20 protein-coding genes are annotated in these 23,012 nt (G+C 64.3%); 11 read left to right on the top strand and 9 right to left on the bottom strand.

What is annotated here, in order from left to right; translation table 11 throughout:
• The first annotated feature begins 2 nt into the window (after nucleotides 1–2).
• From AAF358_08600 to AAF358_08610, 3 genes are all read left to right on the top strand, one after another.
• Nucleotides 3–1,082 (top strand): histidine kinase dimerization/phospho-acceptor domain-containing protein, encoded by a 1,080-nt coding sequence (locus tag AAF358_08600; protein MEM7705596.1) that lies wholly within the window; start codon nucleotides 3–5, stop codon nucleotides 1,080–1,082.
• A complete protein-coding gene (gene ntrC, locus AAF358_08605; GenBank protein ID MEM7705597.1) occupies nucleotides 1,061–2,473 on the top strand; it encodes a nitrogen regulation protein NR(I) in 1,413 nt (470 codons plus the stop codon). Before AAF358_08600 ends, ntrC begins: the two co-directional genes overlap by 22 nt.
• A 212-nt stretch (nucleotides 2,474–2,685) precedes the next feature.
• Nucleotides 2,686–3,756 (top strand): hypothetical protein, encoded by a 1,071-nt coding sequence (locus AAF358_08610; GenBank protein ID MEM7705598.1) that lies wholly within the window; start codon nucleotides 2,686–2,688, stop codon nucleotides 3,754–3,756.
• An 18-nt stretch (nucleotides 3,757–3,774) separates the two neighbouring features.
• Here AAF358_08610 and dtd read toward each other — a convergent pair whose 3' ends face one another.
• A complete protein-coding gene (gene dtd / locus AAF358_08615; GenBank protein ID MEM7705599.1) occupies nucleotides 3,775–4,212 on the bottom strand; it encodes a D-aminoacyl-tRNA deacylase in 438 nt (145 codons plus the stop codon).
• Nucleotides 4,213–4,780: 568 nt separating this feature from the next.
• Here dtd and AAF358_08620 point away from each other — a divergent pair.
• On the top strand, nucleotides 4,781–5,665 hold the full coding sequence (locus AAF358_08620) for a lysophospholipid acyltransferase family protein (GenBank protein MEM7705600.1): 885 nt from the start codon (nucleotides 4,781–4,783) through the stop codon (nucleotides 5,663–5,665).
• Nucleotides 5,666–5,693: 28 nt separating this feature from the next.
• Here AAF358_08620 and AAF358_08625 read toward each other — a convergent pair whose 3' ends face one another.
• Entirely contained in the window at nucleotides 5,694–6,314 is a 621-nt protein-coding gene (locus AAF358_08625) for an ECF-type sigma factor (protein ID MEM7705601.1), read from the bottom strand.
• Nucleotides 6,315–6,419: 105 nt separating this feature from the next.
• Between AAF358_08625 and AAF358_08630 the strand changes: the two genes are divergently transcribed.
• The 4 genes from AAF358_08630 (at nucleotide 6,420) to AAF358_08645 (ending at nucleotide 10,580) form a co-directional block, all read left to right on the top strand.
• On the top strand, nucleotides 6,420–7,637 hold the full coding sequence (locus AAF358_08630) for an HlyD family efflux transporter periplasmic adaptor subunit (GenBank protein ID MEM7705602.1): 1,218 nt from the start codon (nucleotides 6,420–6,422) through the stop codon (nucleotides 7,635–7,637).
• Nucleotides 7,601–9,721: a peptidase domain-containing ABC transporter gene (locus tag AAF358_08635; GenBank protein MEM7705603.1), complete on the top strand. Its 2,121-nt coding sequence runs from the start codon at nucleotides 7,601–7,603 to the stop codon at nucleotides 9,719–9,721. The genes AAF358_08630 and AAF358_08635 overlap by 37 nt, the downstream gene beginning before the upstream one ends.
• A 121-nt stretch (nucleotides 9,722–9,842) precedes the next feature.
• Nucleotides 9,843–10,016: a hypothetical protein gene (locus AAF358_08640; GenBank protein MEM7705604.1), complete on the top strand. Its 174-nt coding sequence runs from the start codon at nucleotides 9,843–9,845 to the stop codon at nucleotides 10,014–10,016.
• A gap of 9 nt (nucleotides 10,017–10,025) precedes the next feature.
• Nucleotides 10,026–10,580, top strand: coding sequence for a hypothetical protein (locus AAF358_08645; protein MEM7705605.1), 555 nt, complete (start codon nucleotides 10,026–10,028; stop codon nucleotides 10,578–10,580).
• Between the two features lie 75 nt (nucleotides 10,581–10,655).
• Here AAF358_08645 and AAF358_08650 read toward each other — a convergent pair whose 3' ends face one another.
• Both AAF358_08650 and AAF358_08655 read right to left on the bottom strand, forming a co-directional pair.
• Nucleotides 10,656–11,666 carry a hypothetical protein gene (locus AAF358_08650; protein MEM7705606.1) on the bottom strand — a complete coding sequence of 337 codons (1,011 nt, stop codon included), beginning with the start codon at nucleotides 11,664–11,666 and terminating at the stop codon, nucleotides 10,656–10,658.
• A gap of 7 nt (nucleotides 11,667–11,673) precedes the next feature.
• Nucleotides 11,674–12,687: a hypothetical protein gene (locus AAF358_08655; protein ID MEM7705607.1), complete on the bottom strand. Its 1,014-nt coding sequence runs from the start codon at nucleotides 12,685–12,687 to the stop codon at nucleotides 11,674–11,676.
• Between the two features lie 124 nt (nucleotides 12,688–12,811).
• Between AAF358_08655 and AAF358_08660 the strand changes: the two genes are divergently transcribed.
• Nucleotides 12,812–16,108: a S8 family serine peptidase gene (locus tag AAF358_08660; GenBank protein ID MEM7705608.1), complete on the top strand. Its 3,297-nt coding sequence runs from the start codon at nucleotides 12,812–12,814 to the stop codon at nucleotides 16,106–16,108.
• Nucleotides 16,109–16,140: 32 nt separating this feature from the next.
• Here AAF358_08660 and AAF358_08665 read toward each other — a convergent pair whose 3' ends face one another.
• From AAF358_08665 to AAF358_08685, 5 genes are all read right to left on the bottom strand, one after another.
• Nucleotides 16,141–16,887 (bottom strand): ankyrin repeat domain-containing protein, encoded by a 747-nt coding sequence (locus AAF358_08665; protein MEM7705609.1) that lies wholly within the window; start codon nucleotides 16,885–16,887, stop codon nucleotides 16,141–16,143.
• A 122-nt stretch (nucleotides 16,888–17,009) separates the two neighbouring features.
• Nucleotides 17,010–18,959, bottom strand: a complete 1,950-nt coding sequence (locus tag AAF358_08670; protein ID MEM7705610.1) for an ATP-binding protein — start codon at nucleotides 18,957–18,959, stop codon at nucleotides 17,010–17,012.
• A 9-nt stretch (nucleotides 18,960–18,968) separates the two neighbouring features.
• The gene (locus AAF358_08675; GenBank protein MEM7705611.1) at nucleotides 18,969–19,622 is read right to left on the bottom strand and encodes a response regulator transcription factor; all 654 of its coding nucleotides are present in this window, start codon (nucleotides 19,620–19,622) and stop codon (nucleotides 18,969–18,971) included.
• A 179-nt stretch (nucleotides 19,623–19,801) separates the two neighbouring features.
• On the bottom strand, nucleotides 19,802–21,217 hold the full coding sequence (locus AAF358_08680) for a coniferyl aldehyde dehydrogenase (protein ID MEM7705612.1): 1,416 nt from the start codon (nucleotides 21,215–21,217) through the stop codon (nucleotides 19,802–19,804).
• Between the two features lie 133 nt (nucleotides 21,218–21,350).
• On the bottom strand, nucleotides 21,351–21,497 hold the full coding sequence (locus tag AAF358_08685) for a hypothetical protein (protein ID MEM7705613.1): 147 nt from the start codon (nucleotides 21,495–21,497) through the stop codon (nucleotides 21,351–21,353).
• A gap of 24 nt (nucleotides 21,498–21,521) precedes the next feature.
• On the opposite strand from AAF358_08685, the gene AAF358_08690 reads away from it, so the two are divergent.
• Together AAF358_08690 and AAF358_08695 are read left to right on the top strand one after the other, a co-directional pair.
• A complete protein-coding gene (locus tag AAF358_08690; GenBank protein MEM7705614.1) occupies nucleotides 21,522–22,541 on the top strand; it encodes a hypothetical protein in 1,020 nt (339 codons plus the stop codon).
• 30 nt (nucleotides 22,542–22,571) lie between these two features.
• Nucleotides 22,572–23,012, top strand: a complete 441-nt coding sequence (locus AAF358_08695) for a YaiI/YqxD family protein (GenBank protein ID MEM7705615.1) — start codon at nucleotides 22,572–22,574, stop codon at nucleotides 23,010–23,012.

Consider the following 23,012-nt stretch of genomic DNA (forward strand, 5'->3'; position numbering starts at 1 on the left):
TGGTGCTGACAGTCCGATCCGCATTGAAGGAGCAGACCGCCTCGGGCCCTGCCGATCCGCCCCCGTCGCTGGATGAACTGTCGCTCGCGGTCCTGCTCATCGATCAGGACTTGCGGCTGCGCTACCTCAACGAGGCGGCGATTGGCTGTGCCGGCCAGAACCCTGCCCTGGGCACTCCGCTGGAGAGTATCGGGCCGCTCGGCGAGCTGCTCTTGCCTTCCGCGCGCCGCGCCATGGCCCAACGCGAAATCATCATCCAGGGTTTCAGCCCTGAATCATCCAGCCACATGAATCAGGCTTACGACGTGGCCTTCACCCCGACCACGTCGCCTGGTCGCGGGTCCGAGCCCGGCGAGGATCGGCTGCGCATCGAAATGATGCCTCTGGCGGGGCGCGCGGAATACGACCAGAGCCTCAAGGAGCGCTGGCGCCAGGAGGCTCTGGGTCGTTTCACCCGCTCGCTGGCCCACGAAATCAAGAACCCGCTGGGCGGGATGCGCGGTGCGGCCCAGCTACTGGAATCTCAGGTCGACCCCGGCCTGCATGAGTACACCAAAATTATCGTGGCTGAGGTGGATAGGCTGGCCCGGCTGGTCGACAACCTGCAGTCGCGCCGCGGCGGCGGTCAGCACCAGCGGCTGAACATCTACCGACCGCTGGAGCGGGTTTGTCAGCTTCTTCGCGCCCAGTATCCCGACCTCGACCTGGTGCGCGACTACGACCCCTCAGTCCCGCGCCTGACCGGCGACATGGATATGCTGGTCCAGGGCTTCCTGAATATCGCCATCAACGCCGTGCAGGCGGGCGCGAGCTGTATCACCCTTCGCACCCGAGTCAAGCGGGGCGTGGCGTTACCCGACGGGCGCAGCCGCTCGGCCCTGGCGGTTGAGGTGCAGGACAACGGCCCCGGCGTGCCAGAGGATCTGCAGGCGATGCTTTTTGTCCCGCTGGTTTCCGGCTCTGACGGCTCGGGCATGGGGCTGACCATCGCGCAGCGCGTGGCCCACCAGCATGGCGGGATCGTGCGGCTGGCCGGCGCCGGCAACCCAACAACCATGCAGTGGCTGTTCCCGCTCCCGTGATGGCCCCGTCGCATATCTGGGTCGTCGACGACGACGAGTCTATTCGATGGGTTCTGGAGCGTGCGCTCAAACGCGACGACTGGGAAGTACGCAGCTTCGGCGCCGCGGACGAGATGCTCAAAGCCGCTAGCAGCGGCTGGCCAGACCTGCTGATCACCGACGTCAGAATGCCGGGCATGAACGGCCTGGATCTGGTTTCCCGGATTACTGTGGACGCGCCCGACCTTCCGGTCATCGTCATGACCGCCTATTCGGACCTCGATACGACGGTCAGCGCGTTCGACCGCGGCGCCCACGAATACCTGGCCAAGCCTTTCGACGTCGACGAAGTGGTCGATACGGTCACGCGCGCGCTGGAAGACGCCGCCGCGACGCCAGCCGCCGGCAGTACCACCCAGCCAGACATGATCGGCGACTCGCCGGCCATGCAGCGGGTCTTTCGTCAGATCGGCCGGCTCTCCCGTTCGCACCTCTCGGTGCTCGTCACTGGCGAAACCGGCACCGGCAAGGAGCTGATCGCGCAGGCGCTCCATCGCCTCGGTCCTCGCAGCGACGGCCCGTTTGTTGCCATGAACACCGCAGCGGTGCCGCACGAGTTGCTCGAATCTGAGCTGTTTGGCCACGAGCGGGGTTCTTTCACCGGGGCGACACAGCGCCACTTTGGCCGCTTTGAGCAGGCCAACGGCGGTACGCTGTTTCTCGATGAGATCGGAGACATGCCCCCTTCCCTGCAGACGCGGCTTCTGCGCGTGCTGGCGGAGGGGCAGTTCTTTCGGGTTGGTGGGCGGCAGCTGATCGGTGTGGATGTGCGGGTAATCGCCGCCACCCATCAGGACCTGGCGACCCAGGTCGCTGGCGGGTCCTTTCGCGAAGACCTCTATCACCGCCTGAACGTCGTGCAGATCGGGGTTCCTCCATTGCGGGATCGCAACGGTGATATTCAGCTGCTGGCGGAACACTTCCTGCGCCGCGCAGCCACGGAATCCGGCCTTGAGACCAAGCAGCTGACGGCCGACGCGCTCGACCTGCTGCACCGCTACCAGTGGCCCGGCAACGTTCGGGAGCTCGAAAACTTGTGCCGCAGCCTGACGGTTATGGAGCCCGGGCGTCTGCTGCGCGCTGAGCAGCTTCGAGGACGGCTCAAGAGCGATACGCCGAGCCTGCCTCCGGCGAGCCGCAGCTGGGAGCAGCTGTTCTTAAACTGGTTTGAAGAAAGGCTCAGCGACGGCACCGAAATGCCGATGAGCGCCGCCAGCGATCAGCTCCAGCGGCTCATGATCCGAGCCGCGCTGGCGCGAACCCGTGGTCGCAAGGAGGCGGCCGCCCGACTGCTTGGCTGCGGCCGAAACACCCTCACCCGGCGGATGGCAGCCCTCCAGCTCGATCCCTGACCGACGACGCACACGCCATCTTCCGGTCGGCTGTCAGACTTATCTGACGTCCCCCCGGCTATACTTTTTTACCTACGCGGTTCTATACTTAGGCGGGAAGAACAATAACAGGCAGCGGGGAACTGCCACCGCTTGCTCACCATGACGTCGAATAGCGCCAGGTGTGACGCTGGCAGCTTACCTGTTCAATTGCAGCTGGGAAGCGATGCCTCATGACTCAGGTCACTTTTCCGCCGGACGCGGTTGAACAGGAGATTGCAGACTTTCGTATCGCTGAGGAGATGCTCAGCGAGAAAGATCCGTCTTTTCTGCGCTACGTTCAGCAGCGCCGCGCCGCTTTTGAAAAAAACTTCGGCAAGGAAGCATTTTCCGATTTTCTGGACAAAGCCCAGCGCGCGCTGATTATTGCATACGCTCGCGTGGCGCTTCGTCACGGCGCCTGGGGTGATGATCTCCACCATTACCACAACGAAGGCCACGCGGTAGAAATTCTCGTCGGGCGAATCAACTATCTTTGCGAACGGGCGGGTGCGCAGCGCCTCAAGCCACTGGACTGGGTCATGCTGACGCTGTTTGCCGCGACACACGATTTGCGGCAGCGGGAAAAGCCTGACATCGAAGCGCTGATCGGTAACAACGAGCGCGCCAGCATCCAGGAGGCCCACCGAATCCTAACGGGCGTTGGCTTTGACTCGGATTCCGACCGAGAGGTGTTCGACGATCTGGAAATGATGATCGCGGGTAGCACCTTCAACGTACAGCCGAAGCAAAACCCCAACATCTCGCCGGCCGAAGCCGCAAGCTCCTGCGGCGCACTGGCGCCCATGCTGGTCAAAGAGCTCGACCAGAACAATCCCGAATGGGCTGAGGATTCAGCCCTGAAGCGCCGGGTGCGCCTGACGCTGATCGCCTCCGATCTGGATACCGCCAACGTGGCGGAGCCGATCATCAAGTACGCGAAGAGCGCCGTCCGGCTGTGCAAAGAGATCGAGTTCCGCTCCGGCAGAGATCTGGACAGCCCGGAATCCGCCGGGCCCGTGCTGGGCTTTTTGACCCGCGGCCAGGAAGCCTATTTCTTCGAGCTGCACGAATTTGACTCAAAGATCGGCAATGAGATTCTCGGTCCGATGAAAGAGGCCAACGCGCCCATGCTGACCGCCCTTTGCGATCACATGCGGAAAGTGTTTCCCGATGCGCCGGGCCCGGATGTGACCGGACGCATGATCCTCGACGAGTTCATGCACAAAGCCTCGGAAATCGGCGGCCGCGTCGCGAAAGCCTAGCCCCACTAGGCTCGGCTGCTAAACCTCCAGCCAGAAAGTGACCGGCCCATCGTTGGTCAGGGTGACCTGCATATCCGCACCGAACCGCCCGGCACCGACCGGTGAGTGGCACCGCTCAGCTTTGGCGAGAACATAGTCGAACAGCTCGCTGCCGAGCGCCGGAGGGGCTGCGGTACTGAAGCCGGGGCGGTTGCCTTGCCGCGTGTCAGCCGCCAGCGTGAACTGTGGCACCAGCAGCAACCCGCCGCTGATGTCGGTGAGCGAGCGGTTCATGCGGCCCTGCTCGTCCGGAAACACGCGGTAAGCCAGCAGCCGCTGCAGCAGCCGGTCTGCCTTGACCTCCGTATCCTCAGGCTGAACGCCCAGCAGCACCGCCAACCCTCGATCGATCTGCCCTACCGTTTGCCGGTCGATATCCACCCGCGCCTGGCTAACCCGCTGCAAGAGTGCAATCAATGTGAGAAAAATCCTACAAACCAAGCGTTATTGATCTTACAGCAGCGCGGGATTGCGAGCGCTGTTGTGAGATCCCGCATTTCGGCACTATAGATTCCGACAGCAGGGGAAGCTGGGAAGTGAAAAGGATTTGCCCGATGGTCGGTTTGGTCAGGATCGATCCTCAAGGGGCGCTGGTGCCAGGGAAGGCACGCTTTTTTCGCTTAAGCGACGCTTAAGAGAAGTCGGAAAGCCGGATGCTTGTTACGGGCCAGGGATTGGCCTACCTTCTTCAGGCGATGAGCGGAGAAGACCTCTCACAATCAGAGATAAGACGCGGCGGATGTCGGCGTCGGTGCAAGGATAGCGCCGGGGCCGGCAAACGCTTTCTGGCGTGCCGGTACCCTTTTGAGCCACCCGAGCTAGCCATGGACCTGTTTTCCAGGATGCGCTCGACCGTCGGTCCCGCCGCCCTGAAGGGTTCTTCGCCTCGCATCATTCTCAAATCTCCTCGTCGTGGCTTATCGCCACTCTCATCAAGACGCGCGCCTGTTGTGCATTTTCGATCACGCCTGGGCGGGTACCGACGGTGACCCAGCGCGGCAGGATTTTCCAGTTTCTCCTGGCCTTGCTCGGAAAACTCCCGATGGGCCTGAATCGCAGCCTCGGACGCGGTCTGGGCCGACTGTTTCGACGCTTGCCCAACCGCACCCGCGACGTGGCTCGCCGCAATATCGAGCAGTGTTTTCCCGACTTATCGAGCAAAAGTCGCGAGGCGCTGGCCCGGGAGACCATGACGCAGATCGGCTATGGCTTTCTCGAGCTGCCGCTGTTTTGGCGCCGAACGCCCGATCAGACGCTGAGCCTGATCAGCAAGATCCACGGCAAACCCGTCTTCGACGCCGCCCTGGCGGAGGGGCACGGCATGTTGCTCGCAGCCCCCCACCTGGGCGCCTGGGAGCTGCTGTGCCAGTATCTGTCGACTCGCGGGGACTGTTCGTTCCTGTATCGGGAAGCCAAAGACGCGGGAATCTCCGAAGTCATCACGGCCGGGCGTGAACGGCTGGGCGCGGAGATGGTGCTCGCGGGAGCCAGCGGCGTTCGACGACTGTTTAAGGCGACCAAAGAAGGCCGGATTGTCGGCATCCTGCCCGATCAGCAGCCCAAGGGTGGCCAGGGCGAGTTTGCGCCGTTTTTTGGGCATCAAACGCTGACCATGGTGCTGTACTCGAAGCTGGCGCAGCGCAGTCCGGCGCCGTTGATCCTGGCTTACGCCGAGCGTCTGGCCGGTGGCCGCACCTTCGATCTACATTTTGTCGCCGGCGATCCCGCCATCCGGGATCGCGATCTGTCCGTGTCGCTGGGGGCATTAAACGCGCAGATTGAGGGGATGGTCCGCGCCTGTCCGGCCCAGTATCAGTGGGGCTATAAGCGATTTTCCATCCGTCCCGAGGGCGAGGCTGCTTTCTACTGAGGTGGGCCCCAGGGGGCCGTGCGGCACGCTAAGAAAAACCGCCCGTCGGCGTCAGGCGTGTTCGCAGCCAGGCGCGGGCGAACCGCCAGTGGCGGCCGACCGTCGCGGTGCCGACACCCAGCACCGCTGCGGTGTCTTCGATGCTCAGACCCGCGAGGTAGCGCAGCTCCACCACCTTGGCGGCCGCCTCGTTGATCTCCTGTAGCCGACCCAGCGCCTCATCGAGCTCCAGCCAGTTGCCAAAGCCGCCGGGTGCCGCCAGCGCCACGTCTTCCAGGTCGAGTCGCTGGGCACGCCCCCCGCGTTTTTCGCTGAGCCGTTTGCGGGTGTGGTCGACGACGATGCGCCGAATGATTCTGGCGGCAATGGCGTAGAAGTGGCTGCGATTGCGCCAGCTGGCGTTGCGCTGGGAGCTGAGCTTAAGCCAGGCCTCGTTCACCAGATCGGTCGATTCGAGGGTCGCATGAGGCGGCTGACCACCCAGCGCCCGGGCGGCAATCTTCTTGAGCTCCGGGTAGAGCCGGGCCATCAGCTGATCGCGCTCCTGCGGGCTGTCGGCCCGCCAGTTCTGCAGCATGCCGGTCAGGCCGCCGACGCCTGTTCCGGTGTTGTTTCCGAAGGTTCCCGTATCGCCTTGGGCTGTGCTCATAGTGTCTCCCGTGTCGGTTTCCGCCCACGCTGACGCTGACCGTAACCCGATCAACTTAAGCCGCTACCCCCGCGTCAGGGTATGTCGATTCTCGGGAGTTTGTCCATGTCGAGCCTGTTTCGCCCGGCGGCGCTGGGCGCCAGACGGCAGCAAAGCTTCGGCGAGGTGCTGGTGACCACACCGGCTTTCGGCCGCTGGTGCGCGGCTGCCGGTGGTGTGTTGCTCTGCGCTTTGGCGGCGCTGGTGCTGCTGGGCAACTATCGAGCTCGCGTGACGGTATCGGGCTACCTGACCAGCGAGCTGGGCATGCTGCGGGTGCAGGCCGCAACGCCGGCACGGGTGAGCGTGATCTTGGTCCGCGAAGGCCAGTGGGTTGAGGCTTCGCAACCGCTTCTCGAGCTGGCGGTGGAGTCGTGGTCGCAGGGCGAGCGCCTCGAGGACGTGCGGCGCCAGAGTGCTGATGCGCAGGTGGCCGAGCTGAGTGCCGCGATCGCTCGCCATCATGAGCGTGAGCGCGTAGACCGCAAACGACGGGCCGCTGCGCTGGCGGCGGGCCGCCGCGAGCTGGCGCTGCTGACGGTCCAGGCGGATGACGCAGAGGCTCGCCGGGTACTGGCCGGCGAGCAGTATGCGCTGGCTCGCCGCGCGTTCGAGCGGAACCTGATCAGCCGCGCGGACTTTCAGCGCGCGTCGCTCGCCCACCTGGAGGCCGGTATGGCCCGCCGCGATATTCAGCTCACGCTCGAACGTCAGGAGCAGGCGGTTTCCGAGCTTGCCCATCAGCTCACGGTTGCGCCGCTGGGCATGGCCCAGGAGCTTGGCGAGCTGTCACAGCGTCTGGCGCACGCCCGAAGTCAGCAGGCGGACGCGCGCTTTGCCGGAGCTTCGGTACTGCGAGCGCCGGCGGCTGGACGCGTTCGAGGCCTGACCGCTCAACCCGGCCAGTGGGTCATGCCGGGTCAGCTTCTAGCCACCGTGCAGCGCCCTGCGCCGCTGGTTGCCAGGATGCTGCTGCCCACGAGGGCGGCCGGCCAGGTGCAGGTGGGGCAGCCCGCACGCATCCGGCTTGCCGCGTTTCCGTATCAGAAGCACGGTTTGATCGAAGCACAGGTATCGCTGCTGTCTCAGGCGCTGGTCGAACCGACGGAGCTGCCGTCGGGGCTGTCGCTCGCGGAGCCCGCCTATTGGGTGACCGCCCGGCTCACCGGCGGACATGCCGGGCTGGCGGTCCGGCCCGGCATGGTGCTCAGCGCGGATCTTCTGCGGGAAGAGCGGCGCATCTGGGAGTGGCTGGCCGAACCGCTGCTGTCGCTGAAGCGTTGAACCCGCCGAGGACGCTGAACCTTCGCCTCTGGCCGCGTCGTCAGCGTGTGCCGCTGCAGCTGCAGGCTGAGGCGGGCGAGTGCGGTTTGGCGTGCCTGGCGATGGTGGCCGGCTTTCACGGACAAGGTATCACGTTGGCAGAGCTGCGCCGCCGCGAGTGCTCGTCGCTCCGCGGGTCCACACTCGGGCAGCTGGCGGGGGCGGCGCGGCGCCTGGGTCTCGCCACCCGGCCGCTCCGGCTGGAGCTGGCTGAGCTCGCCGGCCTGCGACTCCCCTGCGTGCTGCATTGGGACTTCAACCACTTTGTGGTGCTCGAACGGGTAAGCCGCCGGACGCTGCTCCTGGCTGATCCCGCTCGTGGTCGGCGCCGGGTGGGCCTGACTGAGGCGAGCGACCGCTTTACCGGCGTCGCGCTGGAGCTGGTTCCGGCCGCTAACTTTGAACGCCACCGGCCATCGCCGGAGCTGCGGCTGCGTCAGTTTTTTGGGGCCCTGCGCGGTTTGTGGGGCGGCCTGCTGCAGATCCTGACGCTGTCGTTGGTGCTCCAGCTGCTCGCGCTCGCAGGCCCGTACTACTCCCAGCTGGTTGTCGACGAGGTCATCGTCAGCGCTGATGAAGACCTCCTGCTGATCCTTGCCCTGGGCTTTGGCGCCCTGGGCCTGTGGCGAATCGTTCTCGGCACCGCGCGTTCCTGGCTGACCCTTTATCTGGGAACGCGCCTTCGCTTCGGCTGGGTGGTGCGACTGTTTCGCCAGCTTCTCGGGCTACCCCTGGACTATTTTCAGCGCCGCCACGTGGGCGATATTGTGTCGCGGTTCGGGTCGATCAGCGCAGTGCAGGCGCTGGTTACCACCGCGAGTATCGAGGCCGTCGTGGACGGTGTCATGGCGCTAACCACGCTGGTGGTGATGCTTGCCTACAGCCCGTCGCTGACGGTTTTGGTGCTGCTGCTGCTGGCGCTTCAGCTGAGTGTCCAGCTCGCGTTCTATCCCGCCACCCGCCGGGCGCAGGAGGCTTCGCTTGTAAGCCAGGCTGCCGAAGCCAGCCACTTTATGGAGACGCTGCGCGCCATGCCCACCCTCAAGAGTTTTGCCGCTGAAGGGCTCCGCGAAGGCCGGTGGCTCAATCGGCTTAATGCGAGCATCAACGACGAGCTCCGGGTTTCGCGACTGGGGTTGTTCCAGGGTATTGGGCTTCAGCTGTTGACGCTGTTCGACCGCATCGGCGTGCTGTACTTCGCCGCGCTGCTGGTGATCGACGGCGGCATGACCCTGGGAATGCTGATGGCGTATCTCGCGTACAAGAGTCACTTCACCGGGGCGTCGCAGGCCCTGATCGGCTGCTGGATGCAGTTTCGTATGGTGTCGCTGCACCTGGAGCGCCTGGCGGATATTGTCCAGGCTGAACCGGAGCCTGCCGGCCAGCTCCCGGTACCGAGGCTGGCCGGTGCGGTCCAGGTGACGGACCTGAGCTTTTCCTATCACGCGCATGACCGGCCGGTGCTCGATCGACTGAGCCTCAGCATCACCCCCGGCGAATGTGTAGCGATCGCCGGGCCGTCCGGCTGCGGGAAATCTACGCTGCTGATGCTGCTGCAAGGCCTGCTGAGGCCGACGGCGGGGGTGATCCGGGTGGACGGCTTCGAGCTAGCGAGGCTGCGACGCGACGGCTATCGAGCGCAGGTTGCGGCCGTGATGCAGGGTGATCAGCTGCTGGCGGGCTCACTGCGTGACAACATCACCCTGTTCGACCCGCAGCCTGATGAAGACCGCCTGCGCGAAGCGGCGCGCAAGGCGGCCGTGGCCGACACGATCGACGCGATGCCGATGGGGTTTGAAACGCTGCTGGGCGATCTGGGCAGCAGCCTGTCGGGCGGCGAGCGCCAGCGCGTGCTGCTGGCCCGCGCGCTGTACCGACAGCCTTCGCTGCTGCTGCTTGACGAGGCGTCGAGCCATCTGGATGCGGCGACGGAGCGAGCGATCAACACCAGCCTGCGGGCGCTGCCGATGACGCGGATTGTGGTGGCCCACCGGCGCGAAACGCTGGCGATGGCCGATCGAATCATCGAGCTGCCCGGCGCCTGATCGGCTTTGCCGGGCAGACGCGCGTCAATGGTCAGGCGTCACACATGGCTCGCGAAATGTCGGAATACCATCGCGGCCCGAGCGCCATCTCTCGTTACGCAGTCAAACAAGGAGGTCAACCATGGAACGTCTTCATCCCAATACTCTGCACGAAATCAGCGGCGGCACGGGGCAGCAAACCGTACCGGTGGACGGCGATAAGCCGGGACCGGATGTCTATCTGGTTCCCGAACCCACCTATCCCCCGCTGCCCTTTCCCGAGCCGCCTGAGTTCAACGAAAACCCGGACCTTTAGGCGGCCGGTATGCAGGACTACTTCTGGGTGTCGTCGCATGATTACTTTATGGGCTCAACCATCAGCCCGGGTCACTGGGGTCGGGTGCTGTCCAGCTATCTCATCGGCGTGCCGCAGCTGGTGGGCAGGCATGCGGAGCGGCTGCCCAAAGCGCTGCGGGAATACATTTTTGAGACCGTTCGCCTGAGTCTGAAGCCCAAACACCCCAGCCGCCTGGAGGCGCTTTTTCTGTGTCCAGATTTGACGCAGGCCTGCCGCCTGATCCGCGCTTGCCAGCCCCATCGCAACCATGAGTTTGTGTATCGGGTAGAGCTGGTGGACGACCGTCCCGTGGTTCCGGCCAGCATGGATCTGACCCGGATCGACCTGGGCGATACCATTCATACGCTGCGCCAAAAAGCCCACCTCTACTGGTCGGGCATGGAAACCGAAACGATGGAGCTGTTGACCCGCAGCCCGATTCGGATCCGCGAAAAGGTCCCGCTGGAACTGGCCCCGAACGAGCCCACCAAAGAAGCCGCTGCACCGCCGGCACCGCACCTGCAGGCTTCAGCCCGCGCCTGACGGACACTCCCCCTGGCCCCTGCTGCGTCGCTCGCCAGGGGCCCTTTTTTTGGGTGGGGGTGGGCTGCGACGCCGCTACTCGCCCAGCTGGCAGTATTCCCAGCAGAGGTTGCGCCCCCAGCGTTCGGCGGTGATCAGAGCGCTGTCGCCGAGCGTTAGACCGCTGCGTTCGAGCATCTCTTCGATCTGGGGATCGCGTCCGCCGGCCGCGAGGCTGGCGGCGGTGAGGTAGGCGTGGGCGGCGAGCTCGTCCTCTTCGAAAATCACGCCGTCGTTCAGCGCGATGGCAGTCGCAAGAAACGCCCGCGGATGCCCGGTCAGCAGCGCCCGGTCGAGGTATTCAAGCGATTTTGCGCGGTGGAGGTCGAGGTAGTGGGGTTCTCGGAATACCCGAGCCTGGGTCTCCCGCAGCAGTCCCGGCAGCTCCTGGTAAAACCGCACCAGGGCGGGCAGATAGTCCAGATCGGCTGCCAGCATCAGCCAGTCGCTGGCGGTCTTGACCAGGTCTTCGTCAGCAAAATCTTCGCAGCGCAGAAAGTCATCCTGCAGCCGGTCCATCGCACGGTCGAGTCGCTGGGAAGAAACCCGCCGGGGTCGGTTTTCGGCGTACTGGCTGAACTGCTCCAGCCGGAATTCAAACTGCTCGTCGGAGCGGGGCTCGCCGACGCAGCTGCGGGCAAACTCGTAGGCCGCAAAAGCGGTGGCCGCGTCGATGGTGTCCGGGTTGGCGGTGGCGGTCAGATAGTCTTCCATCCGCCACGACTCCGCCAGCTTCGTCTCGTTAAGCGCCAGATCCGACTCGGGAACGATTCGCTCGGCCAGCGTCACAGCCGCCTGTGCTCGATCGGGGGGTTGCTCGACCTCCACGTCGTTGCGTGCCGGCCGACTGAGCCGTGCGCCTACCGCGGGCTTTGGCCGTTCGACCTCAGCCGTCTGATCGACCGCCAGCGGGTCTTCGCCGCCGGGCGATTCAGCAACGGTCGGGCCGGCGGCGTCCTGCGTTTCTGGCTGATTGATGCTGAGAAAAAGCCCCAGCCCCGTCAGGGCCAGCGCCGCCAGCACAATGATGACTAGACGAACTAACACACGTCCCTCAGGCCGGTCCCAGGCGGCAGTAGGTTTGGCAAAGGTCGCGGCCGCTTTCCCTGGCCTCGCGAAGCTGATCGGGGTTCAGCACGGTATCGAGCAGCGCCATGATCTCCTGAGCCTCACTGTTGCCGCCGGTGGCCGCCATGTCCGCAGCCGCCGCGTAGGCGTAGGACGCAACGGGGTCTTCATCGAAGATGATGTTCTCTCGCAGTGCGAGGGAATATTCGTAGAGCGCGTCGTGATGCCCGGATTTCAGGGCCGCCTCAAGGAACGCCGGCGCCAGCTGCTGGTACTCGCGTACCCGCTCCGGGTAGCGATAAACGCCCCACCGATCCTGACTGAGCAGCCAGCGCGCGCTGCGGTGATAGGCAATCTGTGCCTGCGGAAATCCTCGGTTGGCGGCCAGGGTCAGCCAATCGAGCATCAGCGGCAGCAGCGCTTGATCATCCGGCAGCGTCTCACAGCGAATGAGCCGCCGGCGGTAATTGTCCACAATCCCTTCGATCTCTTCCGGCGACATGCGCCGGTTCATTCGCTCGCTGCCTCGGATGCGCTCAACGCGTTGGTCAAGCGAGTCTACCGATCGAGGCTGGCGATGGCAGGCTCGCAGATAGGTGTAGAGCTCGTAGATCTCTCGACCCGACAGCTCGTCTGCCCGCGCGGCTTTGGCCTGGTAGGTTTCGACGGTCCAGTCCTCGCTGCGACGCTGGAACTGACGATAAATCTGGATTTTGGTGAGGTCGAACTCCTCTTCGGTGAACGCGGAGCCGGGCCAAAAGTCTGCGCTGACCGGCGTCTCGTTCGCAGGCGTCGCCGCGTCAGCCTGCAGGCCAACCGCCGGCTGCCGAGGTCGGAGCTTCGGCACGCGGGTCTCGGGGTTGGTGCCGGGCCGGGCCGCTTCCGGCTGGCCTGTCGCCACCGCCGGGTCATCACGCAGCGCTAGCTGCGGTTCGGGCTCAGTCAGGGCGAGCCAGGTCCCCAGGGCTGCGGCGACCAACGCCAATCCCAGCAGACTCATTTGGGTGCTTCGTGACCTCACTTAGCTTAAGACCACGGGTTCGCAAAAAAGCTCCGAGCGCCTGTCGAATGGCAACGCGACACCGATCGCGAATTGCGGGCACCGCTCGGGCTACACTGTCAGCATGGACTCTGGAGGCAGGCGGCGGCTCAGCGGGAGCGCAAACCCGGACCGGAGCCGGAGACCAAACCGGCATCTCTGGCTGGTCCTGCTGCTGGCGGCGAATTTGCCAGCGGTTGCGCAAGATCGATCGTCGCAGGCGGCGCTGTCGTCTGGCGTCGTGGCGCTGAATCCCGTTTCGTCGGCCGACCCGAATTTGCTCTGGCTCGTGCCAGCGGTCGCGCTGCCCGTGAATACCCAGGTCTTGGCGAACGTCGGCCCGCGTCTAAGGCTGATCCGCGGCACCGGAGCATCGCTCACGCTTGCGGCCCCCCTGCGCCCGGCGCTGAAGCTGGCCCCTGGACTCGTCGCAGATCTCGCGGTGCCCGAGCCGCTGTCCGCCGTTACGATGACCGTCATCGCCACCCCGGATCGCAGCCCACAGTCCGTGGCGGCTGAACTCCGCCGCCGCCTGCCGGGTATGCCGGTTTCACTCGATTACACGGTCACGCCCGCAGCGATTGCCGTAGAGGTGCCCGACCGTCATGCGGCGCGCGTCGACGCCATCACGCGTTTGCCGGGAGTACTGTGGGTGGAACGCCGGCAGCCGCCCCAGGTGCAAAACAGCGCCAGCGTTGGGCCGATTCAGGCCAACGCAGATTCCGGCGGACTGCCGCCGACGGCCACTCCCATCTGGGACCAGGATCTGATGGGCAGTGGCCAGGTCATCGCCATCGCCGACTCGGGGCTCGATCGCAACGAGGCCTGGTTTACTCGGCTGAACCAGGGAGTCGGCGTGCGGACCGCCCTGACCAACGCCGAAATGACCCAGCCGCCGACGCCGGGGGCTTTGTTCCCCGCCAACAAAGTGCTGGGCTATTTTGTGATGCCCGGTGCCACCGCCTACGACAACAACGCGCTGTGCGGGATCGGGGGCAACGCGTTCCACGGCACCCACGTTACCGGAACCGCGGCTGGCGACAGCGGTACACCGTCAACCCCGCTCGATCCGAACCACGACGAGGGTGACGGCATGGCGCCCCAGGCGCAGATCCTGTTTCAGGATTTGGGTGACGACATTGGCGGCTGCCTGACCGGGGAAGGTGGTGGTCCGATGTGGGCCCAGGCACGGGCCGCGGGCGCGTTTATCCACTCCAACAGCTATGGCAGTCCGTTTAGCGGCAGCTACAACGTCCAGGATTTTGCGGTTGACGATTTTCTCTGGCGCAACGAGGCCATGCTGCTCCTGTTCGCCGCCGGTAACGCCGGTGGCCAACCCGGTGACCAGCGTATTTTCCACTTTGGGCACGCGAAGCATGGGCTGACGGTCGGCGCTACGCTCAACGGCAACAACCCGCTGGTCTGGTCTCAGTCGAGTCGGGGGCCCGGGTCGGACGGCCGCATCAAGCCCGATATCGTGGCCCCCGGGGTGGTCATCCGCTCGGCCCGCGGCGACACCAACAACACCGGGTTCGAGCCCCCGGAGCTCACCGTTTTCAGCGGCACGTCCATGGCGACACCTGCCGTGGCCGGTGCGGCCGCCCTGGCGCGGCAGTATTTTGTCGACGGCTTTTACCCCGGCGGCTTGCGTAATCCCGAAGACGCCACAGCGCCGAGTGGTGTGCTGCTCAAATCGGTGCTGCTCAACGGTACCCGGAGCAGCACCACCACGCCCGAAGTGGACGCCGGCTGGGGCCGCGTCTGGCTCGACAGCAATCTCTACTTTGCCGGAGACGCGCGCCAGCTGCGGATATTCGATGTGCCGAACGCGGCGGGCGTCAGCGAAGGCCAGACGATGACGTTTCCGCTCACCGTTTCCGCGGGTGAGCCGCTGCGAGCGACGCTGGTCTGGTATGACCCGGCGCCGAGCTTTGTGGCGCCTCAGGCGCTCGTCAACAATCTGGACCTGTCGCTGGAAGCGGCGGGACAAACCTGGCTCGGCAACCAGCTGGCGGGTGGGGAAAGCGTCACCGGCGGCGCTATTGATGTCCTCAATCCTGTCGAGCAGATCCTGCTCCCGTCGCCGGCGGCTGGAGATTACACGGTCCGGGTGACGGCCAACGGCCTCACGGGCAACGGGGAGAGCGCGTCACTGCGGCAGGGTTTTGCGCTGGCGGTTTCCAGTGCCCAGTGTGATACCGGCGTTGTGGATGCACCGGGGATCACCGTGAGCACCGACGCTGGCGGGGTGCAGGTCAGCATCAGTGCGGTGACCGGAGCGGCCGGCTATCAGGTTTACCGTCGCCCGGGTGACTGCGGAGATGACGGTGAGCGGCTGGTGGGTGCGGTTGGTGATCCGGCTTTTGAAGACCTGACGGCGCAGGGTGGACTGAGCTACGCCTACCGGGTTCGCGGGGTGGACGGCTGTGGTGAGGGGCCGGTCAGCGTGTGTCGCTCGGTCGTCTCGCAGGGTCCCTGTACCTTGAGCCCGACGCCGGTCAGCGCTGCGCCGGTGCTCACCGTCAGCGACACTTTCTGCGCGGCTGAGCTGACCTGGGACGTGGCAGGCCCTACCTGTAGTGGCGCAAATATCCGCTACGCCGTCCATCGTTCAACCGACCCGTTCTTTTTACCGTCGGCCGCAACTCTGCTGGCTGCCAACCTCACCGACACGCGGTACAGCGATTTTGGACCGTCGCCGGACGTGACTCACTATTACCGGGTCGTGGCCGAGGATACGCTGGGCAATCAGGCGCCGCCTTCCGCACCCGCGGCCTACGCTGCAGTAGCCAAAGACTTAAGTCAGCCGGGCCCCTACGTGGACGGTGCCGAGCTGCTGTCGCTCGCGCTGCTGGAATCTCCCTGGCAAATCAGCAGCGAAGCGGCTGCGAGCGGCGGGCAGAGTTATGCCAGCGCGGAGCCGGGTCTCGACTATCCCGACAACGTCTGCGCCGCTCTCACAACCCGACCGATGGTGCTCAGCGCGGGCGCAAGCCTCAGCTACGCGGCGCGTTTTGACCTGGAAAACGATTTCGATGGGGTGGTGACGGAAATCTCTGTGGACGGCGGACCGTGGCAGGATCTGCCGCCAGCCGCAGGCTATCCGGGCAGCTTCGCGCTGACCGGGAGCCCGCCGATCAATGCCTGTGGATATCCCAGTACGCAGGGTGCATTCAACGGCAGCAGCGGAGGCATGTTCTTGAGCCGGCAGAGTGATCTCAGTGCGTTTGCGAGCAGTACCGTTCAGCTGCGCTGGCGCCTTTCGAGCGACAGCTTCCAAACCGAGCGCGGCTTTTTTCTGGACGATATTGAGGTGACGGGCGCCACCCGCCCGGCGGCGTGTGTTGCCGAGGTGCTGCTGTTTGCTAGCGGGTTCGAATAGTCGTTGCAGGCACCCCTTCGCGCCCATCCCCCTTACGACTCCGCGCTACGGCTCAGCGGTCGATAAGCTCCCAGCAGGTTCCGTTCCATGCCGTTGCCCCAGCCCTGGCCATGGTCGCTTGTGTTGCTGGCAACGTGCCGATTGCTGATGTGGTGGGGCGGAAAGGTCAGCAGCTGCAGCACCTTGCCCGGGCGAAGATGCCAGCTTGCCCAGCTCAGCGGCGTGTCGCCGTGTGCGTCTTTGAGCGTGACGTCGGCACCGTGTTCCAACAGCAGGGTGATGGTTGCAGCGTCGGCAAAGGCTGCCGCTCGGTGCAGTGGCGTTTCGCCGCGCGTGCGCACGTCGCGCATAAACGCCTCACTCTCAGCGCCCGGCTGAGTGTAGGCGTTGGGGTCGGCCCCACGTTCCAGCAGGAGCCGCACCGTATAGCCATAGTGCGGCCGCCCCGCTTTGCACAGCGCGCTGTGCAAAGCGGTTTCTTGGGTTTTTGGCAGGCAGTAAGTTGGGTCCGCCCCACACTCGATCAGAAAGTCGCAGACTTTCCAGTGGCCGAAAAAAGCGGCGCTGTTCAGCTCGAGGTTGAGGTCCAGGCCGGGCAGCGCGCGGGCGTTGGCTCGCACGGCGCGCAGCGCCGTCGTGTCTCCGTAGTAAACCAGCCAAGACAGTGGGCTGATCGATTCCTGACTCACCTCCTGCTCCCAGCGGTCTCGCTTCAGCAGCTCAAAAACCAGATCGGTTCGGCCATCACTGATATGGCGCAGCAACGTTTCCAGCTCCATAAGGCCTCCGTTTGCGTTTCCCAGGATGCTTCCATTGTGGTCAATCCGTCGGGGTCAAGCAAAAGACGCTGCGGTCGCGAGGCGGTGGACCGAACCTGCTCTTGACCGCCGAACCAGATGGTTTAGCCGGGGTCAGAGCGAAGCCTCGCGGGCGTCAGGCTCAGGGTGACCCGGGTCCCCTGACCTGGCTGACTGACCAGCTCCAGGTTTCCCCCGAGCAAGTCAGCCCGACGTTTGAGGTTTCTGAGTCCTCGACCCGGCTCGACGACGTCGAGATCAAATCCCTGGCCGTCATCTTCGATTCGCAGCATGACGTCCGATCCTTCAGCTGTCAGGGAGAGAGTGAGGTGAGCCGGGTTGCCGTGCTTCACGGCGTTTTGGACACACTCCTGCACCAGACGCAGCACGCTGACGGTGGAAGCGGGCGGCAAAGGAATGGCGTCGAGGGAGGCGTCGACCGACCACGTGAGAGCAATCCCGGTTGGCGCCAGCAGCTTCTCCAGTCGCTCGCGTAGTCTGGCCAGCGCGAGGATCAGGTCATCACCCGCAGGACTGAGAACGTCCAGCACCAGCCTCAGGTCCGCGAAGATACTGGTTAACTCAACATCCATGGTGTCAGCGGACAGCCGGCCCGACCGGTTGGCGGCGAGCAGGCTGACCAGCTGCCCACCGACACCGTCATGCATATCAGCCATGATGCGCTCGCGTTCCCGAGCTAGGGCAAGCCGCTTTTCCTGATTCAGGCGAGCCTCCGCTTCGCGCTCTAGCTCCTCGCTTCTGAGCGCAAGCTCCCGATTCAGCACCTCGTTCAGGTCCCTGCTATCCAGCAACGCGCGGGCCAGCTGGTGCAGCACAACGGCCCCAGCTCCCACGCAGGAAAAGATGATGGCGTAGTGTGAAACGTAGAAGTCCACCACCAGCGGGTGTTGAAGGTCGGACAGAACAAGCACGTCGTAGATTCCGAGCAGCACCCCCATCACGGCGCCGACCGACAGCCAGTGCAGGTAGACATGACCTGTTCTTTTTAGCTGCTGGAGAAATAGCACCGCCAGATACACGATGAGTAGGAGCACCAGCGGCAAGCTCGAGAACAGGGTAAGCCGCATCAGCCCGGCGTAATCGCCGCTGAGTGCCGGATAGAGCCCCGCGGCAAATACGGCGGCGAAAAGCACCACCACCACAAGCTCCAGCCGGCGGCGAGAAAGCTGCAGGAAGCGGTGCGTGAAGGCGACAAACCCGACAATAAAAACCGCTCGTGCGAGGAGGAAAGACCAGGTCCAAAGCGCATAGCTGGCCGGCTCGCGATAGCTGATCAGGCTGTCCAGGTAGTAGGAAAACGCGAGAAAAGCCAGGCCGAGCCAACCGTACTCGGCGAGGCGTCGGCGCTGGGCCCACATGATGAGCATAGCGCTGCCCAGCAGCAGCGTGATCCCTAAAGCAATTCGCGGAAACTCCTGCCGAAATAACACAAAGTGCTGAAAGACGGGTTCGAGCTGACTTCGCGGACCGAGGTAAAGCTGGCTCAGCACCATGACACCGTTGTAGCCGACGAGCATCAGCTCAAGCTGGTTGTCGCTTCCGTCGTGCAGTCGGTCTGGCGGTATGTCGATGAGCAGCGGCCGATAGTCGTTCCGTTCGCGGGTGGTGGCGTTGCTGGATCGGACCACCGAACCGTTGACCGTGACGGAAAGGTCGGAGCTGGAGCGCGGCACCAGGAGCACGAGCGTGTCATCCGGTGCGGCCGCCGCGCTTGCGGTATCGTCGATTCGGGTGCTCAGCCTGACGCTCGTTAGACCCTCGGGAGCCATCCGCAGTAGCCGGCTCAGCGTTGGGCTGCTGTTCCCGCCCGCTATGCCGGGCGCCCCGATCTCCGTCAGGCCCTTGAGTTTCCAGCGTTCAATACCGTGGAACGATACCCCCAGCAACGCCAGGGCGCTGAGGTACGCCAGCGCTAGAACCCAGGGCAGGGCTGTCCACACGCCGCGCGAGCGGTGAGCGAAACGAGATTCGGTTGTGGCCACCAGCTCCGTTGGGTCCAGGGCCGAAGGGGCCGGGGTGGGCGGGGTAGCCACGGAGTGCGCCTACAAGAGCCCCATTTCGCGCGCGAGGAAGACGGCTTCGGACCGGGACCGCGCCGCCAGCTTGCTGTAGATCTCCTGGGCATAAGCTGAGACGGTGTGAAAACTGATTTCCATCTGCTCGGCGATCTCCTGGTAGGTGAGCCCGCGGGCAAGCAGCGAGAGCGTCTGCTGCTGTCTCGGCGGCAGGCTGGGGCCTGTCGCAGGCGTTCCTGGCTCGCGCGACGCTTCCCGGAGGTGCGCCATGATGCACTGAGCCACCGCGGGACTAAGCGGTGGTCGCCCAGCGAGTACGTCGAACAACGCGTCAGCGATTCCGGTACCCACATCCTGTTTCAGCAGATAGCCTTCGGCGCCTAGCCGGATTCCCTGCACGATGGTGGCTTCGTCGTTCAGCGCGGAAAGCACGAGGCACCGGGCGGGTGTCGCTTTCTCACGCGCTTCCGGGATCAGCAGCAGCCCGCTGCCATCCGGCAAATCGATGTCGAGTACCAGGACCTCCGCCTCACCGCGGCTAAGCCATGCTCGGGCCTCGGCCAGGGATGCTGCGGTCGCAACGGACTCAATACGTGCATCTGCTTCCAGCTCTAGTCGCAGGGCTTCCCGGGTTGCCGGGTCATCCTCAACGACCAGCAGCTGGTGTAACCGCTCGCTCACGGCGGCACAGCGTCCGGCTGCCGCCGGCGGTCGAAACGACCGTTCGACGGCCCGCGCTGCGCCTTCAAATGACTGGCAATTAACGTTGGATGGCCCGCCATAGGATGGTGTCCCGGCATTCATCGCTGGGGTTCAGCATAGCACCGGCGATGCGATCCGCCGGGCGGATCGGCCTTGGGTCAGGCCTTCTTGTCGATGGTCCGGCGGGTGATGAAATTCAGGACCTTGCCGTATGGCGGCGTGAGGATGCCGGCGAGTGCTTTCCACCGAGGGAAGACCAGCACGGACCGCTCGTGGCTGAATTCGCGAAATCCGCGCTCGCCGTGGTAAGCGCCGTAGCCGGATTTTCCGACCCCACCAAAAGGCAGATGCTCGACGGCCACGTGGACGATGGTGCCGTTGATCACCGCGCCGCCGGAGGTGGTCCGTTCGAGAACCCGCTCTGCGGCGGCGACGTCCTGACCAAAAACGTAGAGGGCCAGCGGGTGATCCCGGTTGGTGATAAACGTGATTGCCTCGTCGAGCGTGTCATATTCCAAAATGGGCAAGACAGGCCCGAAGATTTCTTCGTGCATGATGGTGCTGTCGGGCGCCGGATTGATCACCACCGTCGGCGCCAGGTAGCGGGGATGGCTCGCCCCGGAAATCCCCACGGATCGGATTTCCGCCCCTTGCTTTTCCGCCTCGGCGACCAGGTTGGTCAGCCGCCTGTGATGGCCTTCAGAGATGACCGTCGTGTAGGACTCAGGCGCGGCAGGGTCGGCGTAGAACGACTGTGCGTGGCGCAAGATGGCGCTGCCGTATGCCGACGCCTGCCCTTTAGGCACCAGCAGGTAGTCTGGCGCAACGCAGGTCTGTCCAGCGTTATAAAGCTTTCCGAACGCCACCAGCTTGCTGTCTTCCTCCGGATTAGCGTCCGCCATCATCAGGCAGGGGCTTTTGCCGCCCAGCTCGAGCGTGACCGGGGTCAGGTTGCTGGCTGCCGCCATGGCCACAAGCCGCCCAACGCGGGTCGAACCGGTATAGAACAGGTGATCGAACGGCAGCGCGGAGAACGCTTCGCCGACCTGGGCGTCTCCGGTCACCACCGCAACCTGGGTTTCCTTGAACACCGAGCCGACGAGCTGGCTGAGAACCTCGTTGGTTGCCGGCGTTAGCTCCGAGGGCTTCAGCATGACGTGGTTGCCGGCGGACAGGGCCGTAATCAGCGGGACCAGCGAGAGCTGAATCGGGTAATTCCAGGGTGAGATGATGCCGACGACCCCTTTCGCCTCGGCCCGGGTGTAGGTTTTGCCCGGAATGTTATTGCCGACGTTGGCGTAGCGTTTTGGCGCGGCCCAGCGCTTTAGATGCTTGATCGAATGATTGGCGGCGGCCACCGATACGGCAATTTCCGCTGACCGGGTCTCCAGAGCGCTACGGCAGCCAAAATCTTGATCGACGGCATCCACCAGGGCCTGCTCATGCTCGCGGATGGCGCCGGCGAGCTTTCGCAGCTGGGCCTGACGTTCGGCCACGGACGGCACGCGCTCAAAAGAGAAGCTGGCCTTCTGATGAACAAAAAGGTTTTGCAGGTGGCTGATAGGTGCTGACATTCGTCGAGAATAACAGACCCGGCCTCAACTTCCACACGGCTAACCGTTTGTGGCCTTCGATAGATCTATAAACTTATGTTCCATAGTTTATTGGAACATAATTTATTGAATCAGACTGAGCGGGCGCATACACTCAGGCGTCGACATCAAGAGTAGCCAGACGCTGCACAAGGTAACCCTCAAAGATCTTTTTCCCCTCGGTATCGCGACGGGTGTTGCTCATTGCAACCGCGAGCTTGAGCGCGAACATCTGCGGAAAAGTCTGCGCAGTGGCCGTCACTGCTGGCTTTGGGCGAGGCGCCGGATGGGCAAAACCAGCTTGATTGAGCAGGTACTCGGTGAGCTCAGTCGCGGCCGGCCGGTGGTGCCGTCCGTCAAGCTGGATCTGAACGTTGTCCACGACGCCGAATCGCTAGAAGAGCGTATCCGCGACGGCGCTGCGCGCCTGGGAGTTGCGCTGATGCCGCAGGGCAGGAAACATCGCGCGGCCCTGGTGTCGGCCTTCCGACAATTTGCGCCGGAGCTCAGCGTCGGTGCGCCCGGACTGTCGCTCCGCCTCCGCGCACCGGAGGCGGTAGCTCCGGGTATCAGCGATGTGCTGCTGGCGCTGGACGAGGTTGCCGGTAGCTATGGTCGGCGCGGGGTGATGGTGCTGGATGAGTTCCAGCAGATCACGAGCCTCACCTACGGCGCTTCAAAGTTCACGTTGGAGGGCGCGATTCGGCATGCTGTGGAGCGGGCCCGGCACATCACCTACGTTTTCTCCGGCAGCGAGCGGCGTCTGCTGCAGGAAATGTTCGAGCAGCCCGATCGCCCGCTCTATCGTCACTGCGAAAAGATGACTCTCAAGCGGATCGATCAGCCTCACTACCAGGCGTTTCTGGATCGAGCCAGCCAGGTGCGCTGGAATCGGTCTTTCCCGGCCGTCTTGACCGAACTGATCATGGCGCTGACCTTCCGCCACCCCTACTACGTCAACGCGCTGTGTTCGCGGCTTTGGGACCTGGCGCGCCAGCCAAGCGAGGACGACGTCCGCACAACCTGGCAGAACATCACGGAGCAGGACGAGGCGCTGGTCTCCTATCTGGTGCGGAACCTGAGCGCCACCCAGCGGGCGATGCTGGTGGGTATCGCCCTTGCCGGCAGCATCGAACACCCGACCGGGCGGAGCTTTCTGGCGTCACTGCGCCTGTCGACCTCCACCGGGAATGTCGCTAAGGACGTGCTCGAAGACCATGATCTGATTCGCTATACCGAGGACGGCCGCTGGGAGCTGGTGGACCCGATCATGCAGGCCTACATCCGCCGGGTGCATGCGCGATAAGAGGACAACCCACCGCATGAGGAATACCCCTTGAACATCTGGGTGGATGCTGACGCCTGCCCGGCGGTGATTAAAGACATCCTTTACAAGGCCGCCAACCGTACCCAAACCCCGACCACGTTTGTGGCAAATCAGGCGCTGCGCGTCCCGCCGTCCCGGTACCTTGCGACGCTGCGGGTCAGCAGTGGCTTTGACGTCGCCGACAACGAAATCGTCAAGCGTGCCGTTGCTGATGATCTTGTCATTACCAGCGATATCCCGCTGGCAGCAGAGGTGATGGAAAAGGGTGCCAACGCCCTCAGCCCTCGCGGGGAGCTGTACCAGCCAGACACCATCCGCCAGCGGCTCAACATGCGCGACTTTATGGATACGCTACGGGCGAGCGGCATCAACACGGGTGGACCGCCCGCGATGGGCCCGCGGGAGCGAAAAGCTTTTGCCGATCATCTCGATCGGCTGCTGGCAGGCTGA

The organism is Pseudomonadota bacterium (assembly GCA_039033415.1).
Taxonomy (GTDB): domain Bacteria; phylum Pseudomonadota; class Gammaproteobacteria; order Xanthomonadales; family SZUA-38; genus JANQOZ01.

Bases quoted from the DNA above. Each gene is read 5' to 3' on its own strand.
- AAF358_08655 (MEM7705607.1), bottom strand. From the start codon at position 12,687: ATGAGTCTGCTGGGATTGGCGTTGGTCGCCGCAGCCCTGGGGACCTGG.
- AAF358_08680 (MEM7705612.1), bottom strand. From the start codon at position 21,217: ATGTCAGCACCTATCAGCCACCTGCAAAACCTTTTTGTTCATCAGAAG.
- AAF358_08690 (MEM7705614.1), top strand. From the start codon at position 21,522: ATGGGCAAAACCAGCTTGATTGAGCAGGTACTCGGTGAGCTCAGTCGC.
- AAF358_08665 (MEM7705609.1), bottom strand. From the start codon at position 16,887: ATGGAGCTGGAAACGTTGCTGCGCCATATCAGTGATGGCCGAACCGAT.
- AAF358_08630 (MEM7705602.1), top strand. From the start codon at position 6,420: ATGTCGAGCCTGTTTCGCCCGGCGGCGCTGGGCGCCAGACGGCAGCAA.
- AAF358_08660 (MEM7705608.1), top strand. From the start codon at position 12,812: ATGGACTCTGGAGGCAGGCGGCGGCTCAGCGGGAGCGCAAACCCGGAC.
- AAF358_08610 (MEM7705598.1), top strand. From the start codon at position 2,686: ATGACTCAGGTCACTTTTCCGCCGGACGCGGTTGAACAGGAGATTGCA.
- AAF358_08640 (MEM7705604.1), top strand. From the start codon at position 9,843: ATGGAACGTCTTCATCCCAATACTCTGCACGAAATCAGCGGCGGCACG.
- AAF358_08625 (MEM7705601.1), bottom strand. From the start codon at position 6,314: ATGAGCACAGCCCAAGGCGATACGGGAACCTTCGGAAACAACACCGGA.
- AAF358_08645 (MEM7705605.1), top strand. From the start codon at position 10,026: ATGCAGGACTACTTCTGGGTGTCGTCGCATGATTACTTTATGGGCTCA.